The 15,096-nt window shown below is 68.3% G+C and carries 15 protein-coding genes; 6 read left to right on the forward strand and 9 right to left on the reverse strand.

Translation table 11 applies throughout. From position 1 onward, the window contains the following. The 4 genes from WH5701_RS03760 to WH5701_RS03775 all read right to left on the reverse strand — a co-directional run. On the reverse strand, positions 1–1,543 hold a 1,543-nt coding region (locus WH5701_RS03760), incomplete at its 3' end, for an RNB domain-containing ribonuclease (RefSeq protein ID WP_006170624.1). 96 nt (positions 1,544–1,639) lie between these two features. Then, on the reverse strand, positions 1,640–1,924 hold the full coding sequence (locus WH5701_RS03765; RefSeq protein ID WP_006170625.1) for a TMEM165/GDT1 family protein: 285 nt from the start codon (positions 1,922–1,924) through the stop codon (positions 1,640–1,642). 16 nt (positions 1,925–1,940) lie between these two features. After that, positions 1,941–2,369 (reverse strand): TMEM165/GDT1 family protein, encoded by a 429-nt coding sequence (locus tag WH5701_RS03770; protein WP_006170626.1) that lies wholly within the window; start codon positions 2,367–2,369, stop codon positions 1,941–1,943. Beyond that, entirely contained in the window at positions 2,366–2,770 is a 405-nt protein-coding gene (locus WH5701_RS03775) for a YkgJ family cysteine cluster protein (RefSeq protein WP_006170628.1), read from the reverse strand. The genes WH5701_RS03770 and WH5701_RS03775 overlap by 4 nt, the downstream gene beginning before the upstream one ends. A 116-nt stretch (positions 2,771–2,886) precedes the next feature. On the opposite strand from WH5701_RS03775, the gene psb30 reads away from it, so the two are divergent. Further along, the gene (psb30, locus tag WH5701_RS03780; protein ID WP_006170631.1) at positions 2,887–2,994 is read left to right on the forward strand and encodes a photosystem II reaction center protein Ycf12/Psb30; all 108 of its coding nucleotides are present in this window, start codon (positions 2,887–2,889) and stop codon (positions 2,992–2,994) included. Positions 2,995–3,000: 6 nt separating this feature from the next. Here psb30 and recJ read toward each other — a convergent pair whose 3' ends face one another. After that, a complete protein-coding gene (recJ, locus tag WH5701_RS03785) occupies positions 3,001–4,929 on the reverse strand; it encodes a single-stranded-DNA-specific exonuclease RecJ (protein ID WP_006170633.1) in 1,929 nt (642 codons plus the stop codon). A gap of 22 nt (positions 4,930–4,951) precedes the next feature. Between recJ and WH5701_RS03790 the strand changes: the two genes are divergently transcribed. The 3 genes from WH5701_RS03790 to WH5701_RS15655 are packed head-to-tail and all read left to right on the forward strand — an operon-like array spanning position 4,952 to position 7,067. Beyond that, a complete protein-coding gene (locus tag WH5701_RS03790) occupies positions 4,952–5,728 on the forward strand; it encodes an HAD-IA family hydrolase (RefSeq protein WP_006170634.1) in 777 nt (258 codons plus the stop codon). Then, positions 5,725–6,069 carry a DUF565 domain-containing protein gene (locus tag WH5701_RS03795; RefSeq protein ID WP_006170635.1) on the forward strand — a complete coding sequence of 115 codons (345 nt, stop codon included), beginning with the start codon at positions 5,725–5,727 and terminating at the stop codon, positions 6,067–6,069. Before WH5701_RS03790 ends, WH5701_RS03795 begins: the two co-directional genes overlap by 4 nt. Further along, a complete protein-coding gene (locus tag WH5701_RS15655) occupies positions 6,066–7,067 on the forward strand; it encodes a hypothetical protein (RefSeq protein ID WP_006170636.1) in 1,002 nt (333 codons plus the stop codon). The genes WH5701_RS03795 and WH5701_RS15655 overlap by 4 nt, the downstream gene beginning before the upstream one ends. Positions 7,068–7,109: 42 nt before the next feature. On the opposite strand, the gene rpmF is transcribed toward WH5701_RS15655, so the two are convergent. Continuing rightward, on the reverse strand, positions 7,110–7,289 hold the full coding sequence (gene rpmF, locus WH5701_RS03805) for a 50S ribosomal protein L32 (RefSeq protein ID WP_006170637.1): 180 nt from the start codon (positions 7,287–7,289) through the stop codon (positions 7,110–7,112). 204 nt (positions 7,290–7,493) lie between these two features. Between rpmF and ftsH the strand changes: the two genes are divergently transcribed. Beyond that, the gene (gene ftsH, locus WH5701_RS03810; RefSeq protein ID WP_006170638.1) at positions 7,494–9,305 is read left to right on the forward strand and encodes an ATP-dependent zinc metalloprotease FtsH; all 1,812 of its coding nucleotides are present in this window, start codon (positions 7,494–7,496) and stop codon (positions 9,303–9,305) included. A 31-nt stretch (positions 9,306–9,336) separates the two neighbouring features. Here the strand turns inward: ftsH and WH5701_RS03815 are convergent, their stop codons facing one another. The 3 genes from WH5701_RS03815 to thrC all read right to left on the reverse strand — a co-directional run bounded on the left by WH5701_RS03815 (position 9,337) and on the right by thrC (position 12,051). Next, positions 9,337–10,317, reverse strand: coding sequence for a hypothetical protein (locus WH5701_RS03815; protein WP_006170640.1), 981 nt, complete (start codon positions 10,315–10,317; stop codon positions 9,337–9,339). A 109-nt stretch (positions 10,318–10,426) separates the two neighbouring features. After that, positions 10,427–10,702: a MoaD/ThiS family protein gene (locus WH5701_RS03820; RefSeq protein WP_006170642.1), complete on the reverse strand. Its 276-nt coding sequence runs from the start codon at positions 10,700–10,702 to the stop codon at positions 10,427–10,429. Between the two features lie 62 nt (positions 10,703–10,764). Continuing rightward, complete coding sequence (gene thrC, locus WH5701_RS03825; RefSeq protein WP_006170644.1) at positions 10,765–12,051, reverse strand: threonine synthase; 1,287 nt, start codon at positions 12,049–12,051, stop codon at positions 10,765–10,767. A gap of 152 nt (positions 12,052–12,203) precedes the next feature. Here thrC and WH5701_RS03830 point away from each other — a divergent pair, with 152 nt between their 5' ends. Next, the gene (locus WH5701_RS03830) at positions 12,204–15,053 is read left to right on the forward strand and encodes a UPF0182 family protein (RefSeq protein ID WP_006170646.1); all 2,850 of its coding nucleotides are present in this window, start codon (positions 12,204–12,206) and stop codon (positions 15,051–15,053) included. The last annotated feature ends 43 nt before the right edge of the window (positions 15,054–15,096 follow it).

Consider the following 15,096-nt stretch of genomic DNA (forward strand, 5'->3'; position numbering starts at 1 on the left):
CTGCCAGGTCGCGCGGGGCGGGGGCGTTGCCGTCGTCGCTGAGCTCCACCGGGATGTCGAGGCCGAGGGCCGCCTTGGCCACCTCGTTGATCTCGGTGCCATCGGCCGGCGGGTTGACCGCAAAAATTGCCGGCAGCCCCAGGGCGCAGAGATGGGCGCCGAGGGCGCGGTTCGCGAGGATCAGCAGCTCCCGCAGCAGGGCCGTGGGCTGGTGCTCGGGCAGCTGCACCATCCAGCCCTGGCGGCGCTCCTCAGGAGCGGGGACGCAGAGGTCGCCGAGGGAGTCGAGGCTGGGGCGGGGCAGATCCAGCTCCAGGGAGCCGCTCTCCAGCCGGTGCTGGCGCAGCAGGGTCGTGATCTCCAGCAGCCGCTCCAGCTGGGGCAGCTGATCCTTGATCGGCTTGAGCGCCGCCGGGACGGTGCGGGCCTTGGGCTTGCGGTCTGCCAGGGCCTGCAGGGCGCTGCCATCGACAACGGCATCCACCTTGATGCTGGTGAGGGCAAAGCGGTAGTCGCTCAGCTCCCCACTCTCGTTGCAGCGCAGCCCCACCGAGACGGCGGCCTGAGTTTCACCGGGCCTGAAGGCAGCGGCCTTGCTCAACGCCGGGCTGAGCAGGGGCAGCCAGCGGCGGCCCAGGCAGATCGACTCCCCCTGCTCCCGCAGCCAGAGATCGAGGCTGCCGCCGGGGGTGAAGCGTTCCGCCAGCGCCGGCACGTGGATCCACAGGCGCAGGCCCTCTTCGCCGTCCTCCAGGGAGATGGCAGGCAGGATCGGGGCGTCGGCGCCACTCCAGCCACTCAGCACCAGGGTCGGCAGGGCCGTCAGGTCGGTGCGGTCCTTCTCGCCGGGGGCCTTCAGGCTGGAGCGGGGCGCCGCCGGCCGCTGGCGCAGACCATGCTTGGTGAGCAGCAGATCCAGATCGGCCTCTTCGCCACCGTTGATCGGCAGGCGCCGCTCCACGTGCCCCAAGGGCGGGAACTGTGCCACCGGATAGCGGTCGAGCAGCACTTCCACCACCGACTGCTTCTCGGGGTCCAGGTAACTGGCATCGGAACCCGGCAGCTCCACCGAGGTCAGCAGCCGGTCGTCGAGGGGCACGGCCAGGAGACGGTCGTCCTGCTGCTCCACCTGGGCGAGCAGGTGGGTGGTGGCCCGCTCGAGGATGCACTGAACGCCACCCTCCGGAGAGCGGCGGCGGCCCCCCTCCCGGGTGATCTTCACCAGCACCCGGTCACCGTTCCAGGCGTGGTTGAGCTGGTGATCGCGGATGTAGATGTCCTCACCGCCGTCCTCGCGCAGGGCGAAGCAGAAGCCCTTGCTGGAGCAGCGCAGACGCGCCTCGATCAGGGTGTCGTCCTGGCGCCGCTGGATGCCGTCCTCGGTTTCCACCAACACCCCCAGCCGGCTCAGGCCCTCCAGGGCGATGCGCAGCTGAGATTTATCCGGGTTGAGGCTCAGGCCGAGCGCTTTCTCCAGCTTGGCCACCGGCAGGGCGTCGGCGGCGGGGAGCTGCTCGAGCAGGTGGGCGACCGTGAACTTCATCGAAACGTCAAGGCGGAGTTGGAGGTGAGGCGCGCGGCATGATGCCGACAGGGCGTGCAGCGAAGCCCCGGGGCATCGATGTCTCCGACAACAACTTTACGGAGCGTCGGTTCCGGAACGCAGGATCAGCCTCAGGCCGATCACCAGGAAGCCCAGGGAGGCCGCCAGCTGCAGGGCATCGGTGGGAATCAGGCTGGAGAGCGAACCGCCTGCCAGGGCCCCCAGCAGGCTGGCGAGCACGAGGGCGCCAGCACTGCCCAGAAACACCGCCAGGGTGTTGCTGGAGGTGCCGCTGATGGTCACGATCGTGAGCTGGGTCTTGTCGCCAAGCTCGGCCACGAACACGGTCAGGAAGGTGGAGGCCAGAAGTGGGAGCTGCATGGCTGCGCCAGGGGGCTCAGGGGTTGGGGAAGTCGAGGACGGGCTGGAGCAGGCCGAGGCTGGCCTGCCCCCCCAGCCAGAGGCCGAGGGACACCATCAGGACGCCGGAGATCCGCTCCAGGCGCTGGGCCGGCAGCACCGCCGCCAGCCAGCGCCCCAGCAGCACGCCCACCAGGCTGGAGCAGATCAGGGCCAGGGCGGCCCCGGCGAACACCACGCCGGGCCGTCCGGATTCAGCGGAGAGCAGCAGAGCGGCCAGCTGGGTCTTATCGCCCAGCTCGGCAAGAAACACCGTGGTGAAGGTGGTGGCGGCCACCGCCACAAAATCCGACGACTCCGGGGTTTCTGGCTCGGAGCTGGCACTGGCCTCAGGGCTCAAGCTGGCTTCAGTGATGGCGCTGGCCTCCTGGCCAGCGCTGAGATCCGGATCGACGAGGTCGCTCATGGCTGGTTCTGGTGCTCGCTGGGTGCTGGGGGCGCAGGTTGGCCGCCAGGCTGACGGGTGGAGCGCTCGAAGCGACGCATCACGAGCGAGCGCCCTCCATATTCCTCTCGGATCTGCTGCCGGCAGCAGGCGATCGCGAAGGCTTCTCCCTGCTCGGGCGGTACGGCGAACAGCTGGGCGAGGGCTCCCACCCGGCAGAACCCGGGCCGATCGGCGTAGATGCGGCAGGTTCTCGAGCCCGTGTTGAAGTGGCGGCACCAACCGTCCGCCCCCACCATCGAGAGGTAGAGCTGGCGCTGCTCCTCACTGAGGGCGTCGAGGGCTTCGCCCCGTTGTTCCGGGTCCAGACGGCAGCAGGCGCCGCAGCCGCTGATGCAGCTCCAGTGGGGTCCTGCGCCCATCCGATCAGCTCCCACCGCTGTGACAAGGCGTCACAGTGGCATGGGGGCGGTGTGGGCTGAGGTCTCGGCGACCCGTACGCTGAATCCCGGACTGTCTTTATCCGAGCGCCGCATCCATGGGAATCGATTTCCATCTGATCGCCAACTTCCTGGCGCTGGCCCTGATCACCCTGGCGGGCCCTGCCGTGATCTTCATCCTCTTCTACAAGCGCGGCGCTCTCTGATCGGGCTCAGGCCTGAATCCCAAGAGCCAGGGCTGCCTCGTCGATGAGTGCGCGCAGGTAGGCCGGCTGATCAAGCGCCGGGAGCTCCACATGGAGCTCCCGGCCTTCTTGATTGCGAATCAGCACGCCATTCCCTTGGCGCCGGCACCAGTAGGAGCGCTGGCGCCGTTTGAGCAGGACATCCCCGCCGCCACTGCCGCGCAACCCCACCAGCTCCAGTTGCAGGCGCTCCTCCCCCTGCCAGCTGTCGCTGCGCAGGCGGTAGGCGACATCCACGAGCTCCGGCACGGTGCCTTCCCCCTGCCAGCGCCAGGCGATCGCCCGCAGACGGCTGCCCTGCTGCTCCAGCTCCAGCTGAAGGTGGCCGCCGCGCAGCAGCCGCTGACTGATCACCCGGCAGGCGTTGCTCCAGAACACCGGCGCCGGTAGCCCCGCCCCGAGGGGCTCCAGCCGCTGCAGGTCGCGCCAGAAGCCACGGCCGATGCGGTGCAGGGCCAGACAGGCCTCCGGCTCCACCGGCGAGCCGCTGCCCCGGTCGCCCAGCCAGCTGGCCGCCAGCCTGTTGAGCTGCTCATGCAGATCGGCCAGCCGCTCTGCTTTCACGCTGAAGCCACCGGCGGCGGGATGGCCGCCATGGCGCTCCAGCAGGGTGCCGCAGTGGCTCAGGGCCTGATCGACCGCAAAGCCTCTGGGTGCCCGCACCGACGCCCGCAGCCTGCCGCCCCCCTCCCCGGCGAGCAGGGCCACGGGCAAGCCATAACGCTCCACCAGTCTGGCGGCCACGATGCCGATCACTCCGTGATGCCAATGGGTCTGGGCGAGCAGCACAAAAGGGCTGGGCTCGGGGCCATCGGCTTCGACCAGGGCCACCGCCTCCGCCTCGATCGCCTCACAGAGCTCCCGCCGCTGACGGTTGAGGGCCTCGCAGTCCTGGGCCAGGGCCATGGCTCGGTCGTGGTCGCTGGTGGTGAGCAGATCCACCACCAGGGCAGGATCCCCCAGTCTCCCCACGGCATTGATGCGCGGCGCCAGTTTGAAGGCCACCGCTGTGGCATCGAGGGGTTCCTCCCCCAGACCCGCCAGCCTCTGCAGCGCCTGCAGGCCAGGCAGGGACGACGCATGCAATCGCCTGAGTCCATCCCGCAGCCAGCGCCGGTTCACCCCCAGAAGGGGGGCCATGTCGGCCACCGTGCCGATGCAGAACAGATCCAGGGCCATGGCGGTGGCATCGGCGCGACCCAGCTCCGTGGCCAGCACCATCGCCAGCAGATAGGCCAGCCCGACCCCCGCCAGGCCCCGGTAGGGGGAACCCTCGGGGGTGCAGGCCGGATGGAGCAGGGCCAGATAGGGCGGGTGCTCGGCGGGGAGCGTGTGGTGGTCGGTGAGGATCACCTCCACCCCCAGATCGCGGGCCCGATCAAGGGCCTCCCGGGCGGCGATGCCGTTGTCGACCGTGACCAGCAGGCGTACCCCTTCGCCCCAGAGGCGTTCGACCATGCCGGCATTGAGGCCGTAGCCCTCGTCCTGGCGGCTGGGGATGGCGGCCTGCGGCCGGGCCCCCAGCCGCTCCAGCACCCCTACCAGCAGGGCCGTGCTGGTCATGCCATCGGCGTCGTAGTCGCCGCAGATCGCCACTGCCTCCGCCTCGGCGCAGGCCCGCATGAGCCGCTGCACCGCCACGGCCAGGTCGGCGAAGTGCAGCCGGGGGTCGGGGGCGGGCGGGGGCTCCAGCAGCTCCCTGATCGCCTCGGGGCTGTCGTAGCCCCGCCGGCGCAACACCGCCAGCAATTCCGGTGGCAGGCCCAGGGCCGCCATCTCCCTGGCCAGGTCCTCGTCCTGACTGGGCTGCAGGGGGACGGGCAGTTGCCAGCGCTGCTCGGGCGGTGTGAAGGGCAGAGGAACCTCGGGAGTGTGGACCCATTCTGATCGGCTCACCCTCAGCTCCTAGCCTCAGCCGATGCAAGCCCGTGACGTCAAGGGTTCCCTGCGCGCCCTGCTCTGGGACGTGGATGGCACGCTGGCCGAGACCGAACTCGACGGCCACCGGATCGCCTTCAACCGGGCCTTTGCGCAGCAGGGCCTGCCCTGGCAGTGGGACCGCTCCACCTACATCGAGCTGCTGGCGATCAGCGGCGGGCGTGAGCGGCTGCGCTGGTTCCTTCAGCGCCAGCAGGGAGGGGAGCCTGAGGCCTCGCTGCTGGACGCCTTGCACCAAGCCAAGCAGGCCCACTACCGCGAGCTGGTGGTGGCTGGTGAGGTTCAGCTGCGCCCGGGCGTGCGGCGCCTGATCAAGGCGGCGGCGACGGCCGGTCTTCAGCAGGCGATCGTGACGACAAGCGGTCGTGAGGCGGTGGCCGCCCTGCTGGAGAATCAGCTCAGGGACCAGAGCCGGTTGCTGCCGCTGCGCATCTGTGCAGACGATGTGGGCGCCAAGAAGCCCGATCCCGAGGCTTACGTGCTGGCCCTTCAGCGCCTGGGGCTGGACCCCGGCCAGGCTGTGGCCCTGGAGGATTCCCAGGCGGGCCTGGCGGCGGCCACCGCAGCCGGTCTGCGCTGCCTGGTGACCCTCAGTACCGCCTCCAGCCAGGACTCGGCCTCGCTGTTCCGTGCCGCCTCCAGCCTGACGGATGGCCTGGGGGAGCCCACGGCGCCGATCAGGGTGCTGCGAGGGCCCGCTTGTGCCGGCGGCCTGATCACGCTCTCCTACCTGGAGCAGTTGCCACCAGTGCCATGAGCCCCTTGCCCGTGCAATCCACCCGCCTGCAGCAGGCACTGGAGAGCAGCGGCCGCACGGCTCTCTCCGGATGGCGCGGCAATTGGCGCCACCGCAGTCTGGCCCTGCTCGCCCTGCTGCTCGGCCTGTTTGCCGGCAACAACGTCACCTCCTTCGTGCTCTATCAGGTGGGGCCACGCCCGTTGATGGTGTTGCTGCTGGTGGTGCTGGTGGAGCTGGTGGCTCGTCTGCGCAGCCACTGGGTGCGGGGTGAACCTTCCCTGGGCTGGGTGCTCTGCGACAACCTGCGCATCGGGGTGGTCTACGCCGTGGTGCTGGAAGGGTTCAAGCTCGGCTCGTGAGCGGCCCTCCCTGGCCCTGGTGCTTCCCGCCGGAGCCCCACCGCCGGCTGCTGGTCCGCTGCGGCGTCAGCGATCCCCTCGCCTGGGCGGAGGAGTGGCGTCAGCGGCTCGGGGCCTGGCAGGGGCCGCCCCATCCCAGCCTGCTCTGGGGCCTCATCCTGCCCCTGCTCAGCAGCTGTTACTCCAGGTCTGGCAACGGCGGAGCTGGCTTGCGGTATCCGCTGCTGATTGGGCTGAACGGGCCGGTGGGCGCAGGCAAGACCACCCTTGGCCGGGAGCTGGAGCGGCTGGCCCCCAGCCTCGGCCTGCGCCTGGCGGTGGTCTCGATCGATGACGCCTACCTCCCCTTTGAGCAGAGGCTGCAGCGGCTGGCGGGCAATCCTTTCGGGGTGAGTCGCGTTCCGCCCGGCAGCCACGACGTGCCCTTGCTGCTGGAGTGCCTGCGGCGCTGGCGCTCGGGGGAGCCGCTGCAGCTGCCCCGTTTCGACAAACGTCTGCGCGCCGCTCAGGGGGATCGGGCCGGCTGGCGCCGCTTCGAAGCCGTTGACGTGCTCGTGCTGGAGGGCTGGCTGGTGGGCTGCCGGGCCCTGGGGGTGAGCGCCCTTTCCATGGCGATGGCCAAGCCCTTGAACGAGTGGAACAACTCACTGAGTCCTGCGGAACTGGCCTGGCTGCCCCGCTGGGACCAGGAGTTGCAGGCTTACCAGCCGCTCTGGAATCAGCTCGATGGGCTCTGGTTGCTCCGGCCCAGCCGCTGGAGCCTGCCATTGCGCTGGCGCCTCCAGGCCGAAGCACGCCAGCGCCGATCCTCTGGTCAGGGACTCCAGGCTTCAGAGGTGGCGGCCATGGTCCGGGCCACCCTTGCCTCGCTGCCCCCTGAGCTCTATCAGGTTGGACTGGAGAGAACAGTGCCAGGATCTTCGGCCGCCACCGCCTTGATCAAGCTCGATGGCAAGCGCCGCTGCATCTGGAGCGGGTCGGCGGACGACGCATCGTGATCACGCACAAAGGAGCCGGTTGAGGGCTGAATTGAGCGGAGCTCAGCTCTCGGTGTCGTCGGCGGATTCGTCGATCGGATACACGAAGCCTTGCGCACGACCACTCAACACGGCCTTACCAAGCGACATCGCCTTGCGGGCGGCCACGGTTGCCTTCGCCTTCCAGTGGGCATGGCGCTGATTGCGCTTGCCTTTGGAGGTTTTCTTCTTGGGAACAGCCATCCCGCCCGATCAGCCAAACAATAATCTTCCGCTGTCGTGAGGCCTTTCGTCAAATCGCTAAGCTCGCCCCAGAAGCAGAACCCTGTGAGCAGCCCGCGTCCGGTGCTCCCTCTTTGGCCGGAGGGTGTCCGTGCTCTCCTGGCCGCGGCACCGGCCCAGCCGGAGGCCACCACCCCACCGTCCAGCCCGCCCCGGGAAGGGGGGTTGATCGGCCGCCTTGTGGGCCAGTCCGAACCACCGCCCTCCTACAGCGAGCTGCTGAAACTGATCGAGGGGGGCACGATCAAGGAGCTGGAACTCTCCCCCCGGCAGCGGGAGGTGCAGGTTCAGTTCAAGGACGGCCGCAGCATCCGGGTGCCCGTCTTCGCCAATGATTCGCTGCTGCTGCGCACGGCCGAGCAGAGCCGCGTACCGCTCACGGTGCGTGATGACCGCCAGGACGACGCCACCGCCGGGCTTTTGGTGAATGTGCTGCTGGTGGTGCTGCTGCTGGGTGGGCTCACACTGCTGCTGCGCCGCTCCTCCCAGGTGGCCAGCAAAGCGATGGGTTTCGGCCGCAGCCAGCCCCGCCTGCAGCCGGAGGGCTCGGTCAGTGTCCGCTTCGAGGACGTGGCCGGCATCAATGAGGCCAAGGCTGAACTGCAGGAAGTGGTGAGCTTCCTGCGGCAACCGGAGCGCTTCACGGCCCTAGGCGCCAAGATCCCCCGGGGGGTGCTGCTGGTGGGGCCGCCCGGCACTGGCAAGACCCTGTTGGCCAAGGCGATCGCCGGCGAGGCTGGGGTTCCCTTCTTCTCGATGGCGGCCTCGGAGTTCGTGGAGCTGTTCGTGGGGGTGGGCGCCAGCCGGGTGCGCGATCTGTTCAAGCGGGCCAAGGAGAAAGCTCCCTGCATCATTTTTATCGACGAGGTGGATGCGGTGGGGCGCCAGCGCGGCGCCGGCATCGGTGGCGGCAACGATGAGCGGGAGCAGACCCTCAACCAGCTGCTCACGGAGATGGATGGCTTCGAGCAGAACTCGGGTGTGATCCTGATCGCGGCCACCAACCGCCCGGATGTGCTCGATGTGGCCCTCACCCGGCCAGGGCGTTTCGACCGCCAGATCCAGGTGGACCTGCCTGACCGCCGTGGCCGCGAAGCGATCCTGGCAGTGCACGCCCGCAGCCGCCCCCTCGATCCGTCAGTGTCGCTGAGCACCTGGGCCGCGCGCACCCCAGGATTTTCCGGCGCCGATCTGGCCAACCTGCTCAATGAGGGGGCCATCCTCACCGCCCGCCGTCATCGCAGCAGCATCGACGATCAGGCGCTCAGCGACGCCCTGGAACGCATCACCATGGGCCTGGCGGTGGCCCCTCTCCAGGACAGCGCCAAGAAGCGCCTGATCGCTTATCACGAAATCGGCCACGCCCTGCTCAGCTGTCTGGTGCCCCATGCCGACAAGCTCGACAAGGTGACCCTGCTGCCCCGCTCCGGCGGTGTCGGGGGCTTCGCCCGCACCATGCCCGATGAGGAGATCCTCGATTCGGGACTAATCAGCAAGGCCTACCTGGAGGCCCGTCTGGTGGTGGTCATGGGCGGCCGCGCCGCCGAGCTGGTGGTCTTCGGTCCCAGCGAGATCACCCAGGGCGCCTCCGGTGATCTGCAGATGGCCACCCGCATCAGCCGCGAGATGGTCACCCGCTATGGCTTCTCTCCCCTTGGTCAGGTGGCTCTGGAGGGGGATGGCCATGAGGTGTTCCTCGGCCGTGATCTGCTCCACACCCGACCCAGCTACGCCGAATCCACCGGCCGTCAGATCGACCTTCAGGTGCGTCAGCTCTCACAACATGCCCTGGATCAGGCGCTGGTCCTCCTGCGCCCCAGGCGTGCCCTCATGGATGAGCTGGTCGACCGGCTGATCGAGCAGGAAACCCTCGGGGGAGATGAATTCCGGGTCATCGTCGATCGTTTCGAGGCCACCGGGGCTCTCCCCGCCGAGTCCGGTCCCCCTGCGGCCGTGCCGGTGCCTGGGCACGCCTGAGACACAGAGCCGGATCCGGCCAGAGGGTTGATCAGGTGAAGCGGATGTCGAGGCTGCGCAGATAGGTGTGCAGGGCGGCATCCTGGATCGGCAGCAGCAGGGCGTCCTCGCCGCTCTCGTTGACGTGGCCGTGCCAGTGGCCCGGCGGGGTCACGAAGGCGGCACCAGGCTCCCATTCCATCCGCAGGGGGTTGCGGATCGTGCCGTCGGGATTGAGCTCGGGCCCCGAGAGGGTGGCGCAGCCCGGGGCGCAGGCGATCACCAGATCCAGGGCCACCGACTGGTGGCGATGGGGGGGCTGAACGGCCCCGGCCGGCACCAGTCCGTACATGGCCCAGAGGGTGTGGGTCACGGTGCGGCTGGAGGGAAGGTCGCTGTTGGCCAGCAGCAGGCTGAGCCGGTTGCTGCGCGCGCTGCTGGGTTCCGCCGCCAGGGCAGCCAGCTCCCGCCGCAGCCATTCGCCCGGGTAATGGGTGGCCTCGAAGCGGGGCTGATCGGCGCTCACCCCCAGGTGGCTGAGCAGAGGGGCGTCGTGGACCCAGTAGAGAACGCTCTCTTCACGGGCTTCCAGTTGGGCCGCCTCGCCGCAGGGCAACACAAACAGATCCCCCTGGCTCCACTCCTGATCGACCGCACCGCCGAGGACGCCCGCCGGCCGCCGGCAACGGCCGGCACCACGCCAGACATAAAACAGGAAGCTGGTGGCGTTGGCCCCGGCGCTGATCGACTCACCGGCCAGGATGCGGATGAAGTTGGCGCTCAGGGCCGGGCTGGTGGCCGGACCCCGGCAACCCAGCTCGTGGCTGAGATCGAGGGGAAGGATGGCGCTGGGGCCGCTGGCGTGCAGCTCAGGTCCCCAGTGCCCCTCCGGAATCGGCTCGGTCAGACCACGCCGCACCGGATTGGCCGCCTGGCGGTAGTCGAAGAGCAGGGCCTTGCCGGCCGGAGCCATCGACAGGGCGGCGCTCTCATCAGGCCGCAGGGCCACCGGGGCTTCGGGAGCTTGGGTCATGAATCCAGCCGCACGGAACGTGCGCTGAGCCTATGGACGAGCACCACCCCGTTGGGTGATTGCGGGCACACCTGTGCGGGGGCGGGGCGCCGTTGTGAGCGGAGCCTGATCAGCCACCGGCGACGGCGGGCACGATGCTGACCTCATCGCCGTCGGCGAGGGCCGTGGCCTGGTTGTCGAGGAAGCGGATGTCCTCGCTGTTCACGTAGACGTTCAGGAAGCGCCGCAGCTTGCCGCTCTCATCGGTGAGCCTGGCGAGGATGCCGGGGAAGCGGCCCTCCATGGCCTGCAGCAGCCCATCGACGTTGGTGGCCTCCAGCTCGACGCTGGATTGATCCGCGGTGAACTTTTGCAGGGGGGTGGGGATCAGAACCTGAATCGCCATGACGGTGGAAGGCGGCGGCAGCCGCCACGAAAGGATGGTGGTGGGGAGATGGATCGGCTGCCTCAGACGCCGATCGGCTCCCAGCTGGCGCGGTGCAGCGACTGGGCCCGCTCCCAGGCGGCATTGAAGCTGGCGAGCTGGGGCTCGATTGTGTGCGGTTCGCCCACGGACGAGGCCACGGCTTCGGTGGTTTTCAGGCCGTTGCCGGTGATGTAGGCCACGGTGGTTTCGCTGGGGTCGATCTTGCCCTGCTCTACCAGCTTCTTGAGCACCGCGATCGTGGTGCCGCCGGCGGTTTCGGTGAACACGCCCTCGGTTTCAGCCAGCAGCTTGATGCCGTCGATGATTTCAGCGTCGCTCACTGCGGCGATCGTGCCGTTGGTGCGGTTGGCGAGGTCGATGGCGTAGGGGCCGTCGGCCGGGTTGCCGATGGCGATCGACTTGGCGATCGTGTTGGGCTTCGCCGGGGTGATGAAGTCGCGGCCTTCGGCAAAGGCCTGGGCGATCGGGCTGCAGCCTTCGGCCTGGGCGCCGCTGAAGCGCACCGGCTTCTCGTCGACGAGGCCCACCTTGATGAATTCGTCGAAGCCCTTGCGGATCTTGGTGAACAGGGAGCCGGAGGCCAGGGGCGCCACGATGTGATCCGGCAGTTGCCAACCCAGTTGCTCGATCACCTCATAGCCGAGGGTCTTGGAGCCCTCGGAGTAGTAAGGGCGCAGGTTGATGTTCACGAAGCCCCAGCCGTAGGTGTTGGCCACCTCGGAGCAGAGGCGGTTCACCTGGTCGTAGTTGCCCTTCACCGCCATCAGAGTGGGGTTGTAGATGAGGGTGCCCAGCACCTTGCCCATCTCCAGATCACTGGGGATGAACACGCAGCACTCCATGCCGGCGTGGGCGGCGATGGCTGCGGTGGAGTTGGCCAGGTTGCCGGTGGAGGCGCAGCTCACCGTGGTGAAGCCCAGTTCGCGGGCGCGGGTGAGCGCCACCGACACCACCCGGTCCTTGAAGGACAGGGTGGGCATGTTGACGCCGTCGTTCTTGATGTAGAGGTTCTTGAGGCCCAGGCGGCGAGCCAGCCGGTTGGCCTTGAGCAGGGGGGTGAAGCCCGTGCCCACATCGATGGGATCACCCTCGATCGGCAGAAACTCGCGGTAGCGCCAGATCGAGGTGGGGCCGGCCTCGATCGAGGCCCGGCTGACGCGACGCCGGATCTCGTCGTAGTCGTAGACGACCTCCAGCGGGCCGAAGCAGACGTCCTCGCAGACGTGGCGGGCACCGGCCTCATAGGGGTGGCCGCATTCCTTGCAGCGCAGGCCCGTGAAGGTGGTGCGGGAGAGGGTGGCGGTCAAGGCCCGACAACAGCTGTGGGGCCAAGCTAACAGCGCCGGCAGGAAGGCTCCGTTAAAGCCGATCTGCTGGGTCGGGTATTTGGCCCGGACAGCCCCCGCCGTGCTGAAGAGCGGCGCAGGCGTTGTTGCCCGCCGCTGCCTAACCTCACTCCGTGGCCTCCCGTTTTCCGCGCCTGCTGTCGCTGCCTGCGGCCCTGGCTGTGCTGGCGCTCCCCCCGCTGGCGCTGGTGCTGATCTCCCGGCTGGGCCTTGAGCTCGACTGGTTCGCCCAGTTCGGCTTCGAATCGGTGCTGTGGCGCCGCTGGTGGCTGCAGATCGGGGCGTTCCTGCTGGTGATGGGGCTGGGGGTTTCCCTGCAGATGCAGCAGCTGCAGCGTTGTTGGCGACTGCGCAGCGCCAGTGCCACCAAGGTGATGCCGCGCCAGGCGATGCTGCGGCTGGAGCCCCTGCCCCTGGTGTTGGTGCTGGTGGGCCTGGAGCTGCTCCTGGCCGCCGGACTCACTTACCTGATCGTCCAGGCCCGGGGGCTGATCAGCGCCCCCTTCAGCGGTGAGATCTTCAGTGGCTTTCCGGTGCTGGCCGAGCTGCCGCTGCCGCTGCTGCTCGCCATGGCCGCCGGACTGCTGCTGCCGCTGCTGGTGAAGCCGCTGCCGACCCTGAGGCTGGTGCTGGTGGCTGCCCTGGCCGGATCAGCCACCGCCCTGGCAAGGGGCTGGAGCCTGTGGTTGCCCGCCCTGCTGGCGGTGCGGTTCGGGGAGGGGGATCCCCTCACCCATCTCGATCTCAGTTTCACGGTTCTGCGCCTGCCCGCGCTTCATCTGCTGCTGAGTGTGCTGATCGCCCAGACCACCGTTGGCCTGGCCGCCTGCCTCTGGCTCACCTTCACCGAAGGCAGCAGCTTCAGTGATCTGCGCTTCGTGGGGCTCAGCCGCGATCAACAGGCCGCACTCAAGCCCCAGATTGCCGTGCTGGCACTGGTGATGGCTTTCAGCAGCGCTCTCGCTCCATTCGATCTGATGGTCGAGGGCAGCGGCGTCGCCTCCGGCGCCGGCTTCGTCGACCTGCATGTGCGTTTGCCTCTGCGCCTGCTGCTGGCGGCGTTGATGCTGCTCTCGGCTGCCGGTCTGCTGCTCTCGGTGCGCCGCCAGTGGTTGCGCCAGGCGGTGCTGCTGCCCTTGCTGGGGACCCTGTTGCTGGTGCCGGTGGCCGAATTCCTGGTGGCGCCCCAGGTGCAGCGCTTCTGGGTCCAACCGCGGGAGCTGGAGGTGGAAGCCCCTTACCTGCAGCGAAGCATCCAGGCCACCCGCCGCGCTTTCGGGCTGGAGGGGCTCTATGAACAGATCCTTGAGCCCCAGCAGAAGGTCACGTCGGCCGACCTGGCGGGGTCGCAGGGCACCCTGGCCAACATCCGGCTCTGGGACAGCAAGCCGCTGCTGGCCGCCAACCGCCAGCTTCAGCAACTTCGGCTCTACTACACCTTCCCTTCGGCGGCGGTCGACCGCTATCCCCTTCTGGGCGATCCCCTGCGCAACGGCTCTCAGCAGGTGCTGATTGCGGCCCGGGAACTCGACAGCGGCGCGCTTCCGGCCGGGTCGCGCACCTGGCTGAACCGCCACCTGGTCTTCACCCATGGCTACGGCTTCACCGTCTCGCCGGTGAACAGCTTCGGCAGCGATGGCCTGCCCCAGTTCTTTGTCAAAGACCTGGGCAGCAGCGGCCGCGTCCAGGGCATCCCGAAGCTCGGCATCAGCGATGAGGCGGCTCGAGCGGCCCTGCCGGTGGGCCGCCCCCGCCTCTACTACGCCTCGGCGCCTGCGCCCTACGTGATTGCGCCCACCAAGGTGCAGGAGTTCGACTTCCCTGACGGGGAGCTCAACGTCTACACCCATTACGACGGGGAGAGAGGAATTCTGCTGAACAACTCCTGGCAGCGATTCAAGGCGGCCGTTTATCTGCGGGAGCCCAGGGTGCTGCTGACAGGATCCTTCACCCCCGAGTCGCGGCTGCTGATTCGCCGTCAGGTGAACCAGCGGCTTGAGGCCCTGGCCCCCTTCCTGCATTTCGAAACCGAGCCTTACCTGGTCACCGCCAGGGTCGAGAACGAGCCGGGCTTCCGCGCTGAGCAGCACCAGTACTGGATGCTCGATGGGTTCACCACCAGCCGCAGTTATCCCTACAGCGATGCCAATCCCAGCGGCATTCGCTACTTCCGCAATCCGGTCAAGGCGGTGGTGGACGCCCACGATGGCCGGCTCTGGCTTTATGTGAACGATCCTTCCGACCCGATCCTGCGCACCTGGCAGCGGGCATTTCCCGAGCTGTTCAAGCCGCTTGAGGCCATGCCCCAGGCTCTGTTGAGCCATATCCGCGTGCCGCTCACCCAATTCACGATTCAGTCGGAGCGGCTGCTGCGCTATCACGTCACCGATGTGCGCACCTTCTACAACGGCGACGACGTCTGGGCGGTGCCGCTGGAGATCTACGGATCCAGCAACATTCCCGTGGAGCCTTATCACGCCACGCTGCAGCTTCCCCGCCAGCAGCGGCCCGAATTCGTGCTGCTGCTGCCCTTCTCGCCGGTGCGGCGAACCAATCTGGTGGGCTGGCTGGCCGTTCGCAACGATCCACCCCACTACGGCGAACTGGTGCTGGTGCGCTTTCCACAGCAGCGGTTGTTGCTGGGCCCGCAGCAGATCTCGGCGCTGATCGAGCAGGACCCCACCATCAGTTTCCAGTTCGGACTGTGGAACCGCACGGGATCCCAGCTGGTGCGCGGCAACCTGCTGGTGCTGCCGGTGGGCAAGGGACTGCTCTATGTGGAGCCGATCTATCTGCAGTCGAAGAACAACGACCTGCCCACGCTGGTGCGGGTGGTGGTCACCGATGGCCGCCGCTTCGCGATGGAGCCCGATCTTGCCAAGGCGCTTGACTCGCTGATGGCCACGTCAGCCGAAACGGCACTCCCGGCTTTGCCCCTCTCTGCCCTCGAGCCCATTCCCTGAGCGCTGGTCACAGGGATTGCAAGCCATAAAAAAGGGCCCCTTC

It is taken from the genome of Synechococcus sp. WH 5701, from assembly GCF_000153045.1.
Taxonomy (GTDB): domain Bacteria; phylum Cyanobacteriota; class Cyanobacteriia; order PCC-6307; family Cyanobiaceae; genus Regnicoccus_A; species Regnicoccus_A antarcticus.

Excerpts from the sequence above, each read along its gene's own strand:
- WH5701_RS03765 (WP_006170625.1), bottom strand. The coding sequence starts at position 1,924 with ATGCAGCTCCCACTTCTGGCCTCCACCTTCCTGACCGTGTTCGTGGCC.
- WH5701_RS03770 (WP_006170626.1), bottom strand. The coding sequence starts at position 2,369 with ATGAGCGACCTCGTCGATCCGGATCTCAGCGCTGGCCAGGAGGCCAGC.
- WH5701_RS03775 (WP_006170628.1), bottom strand. The coding sequence starts at position 2,770 with ATGGGCGCAGGACCCCACTGGAGCTGCATCAGCGGCTGCGGCGCCTGC.
- psb30 (WP_006170631.1), top strand. The coding sequence starts at position 2,887 with ATGGGAATCGATTTCCATCTGATCGCCAACTTCCTGGCGCTGGCCCTG.
- WH5701_RS03790 (WP_006170634.1), top strand. The coding sequence starts at position 4,952 with ATGCAAGCCCGTGACGTCAAGGGTTCCCTGCGCGCCCTGCTCTGGGAC.
- WH5701_RS03795 (WP_006170635.1), top strand. The coding sequence starts at position 5,725 with ATGAGCCCCTTGCCCGTGCAATCCACCCGCCTGCAGCAGGCACTGGAG.
- rpmF (WP_006170637.1), bottom strand. The coding sequence starts at position 7,289 with ATGGCTGTTCCCAAGAAGAAAACCTCCAAAGGCAAGCGCAATCAGCGC.
- WH5701_RS03815 (WP_006170640.1), bottom strand. The coding sequence starts at position 10,317 with ATGACCCAAGCTCCCGAAGCCCCGGTGGCCCTGCGGCCTGATGAGAGC.
- WH5701_RS03820 (WP_006170642.1), bottom strand. The coding sequence starts at position 10,702 with ATGGCGATTCAGGTTCTGATCCCCACCCCCCTGCAAAAGTTCACCGCG.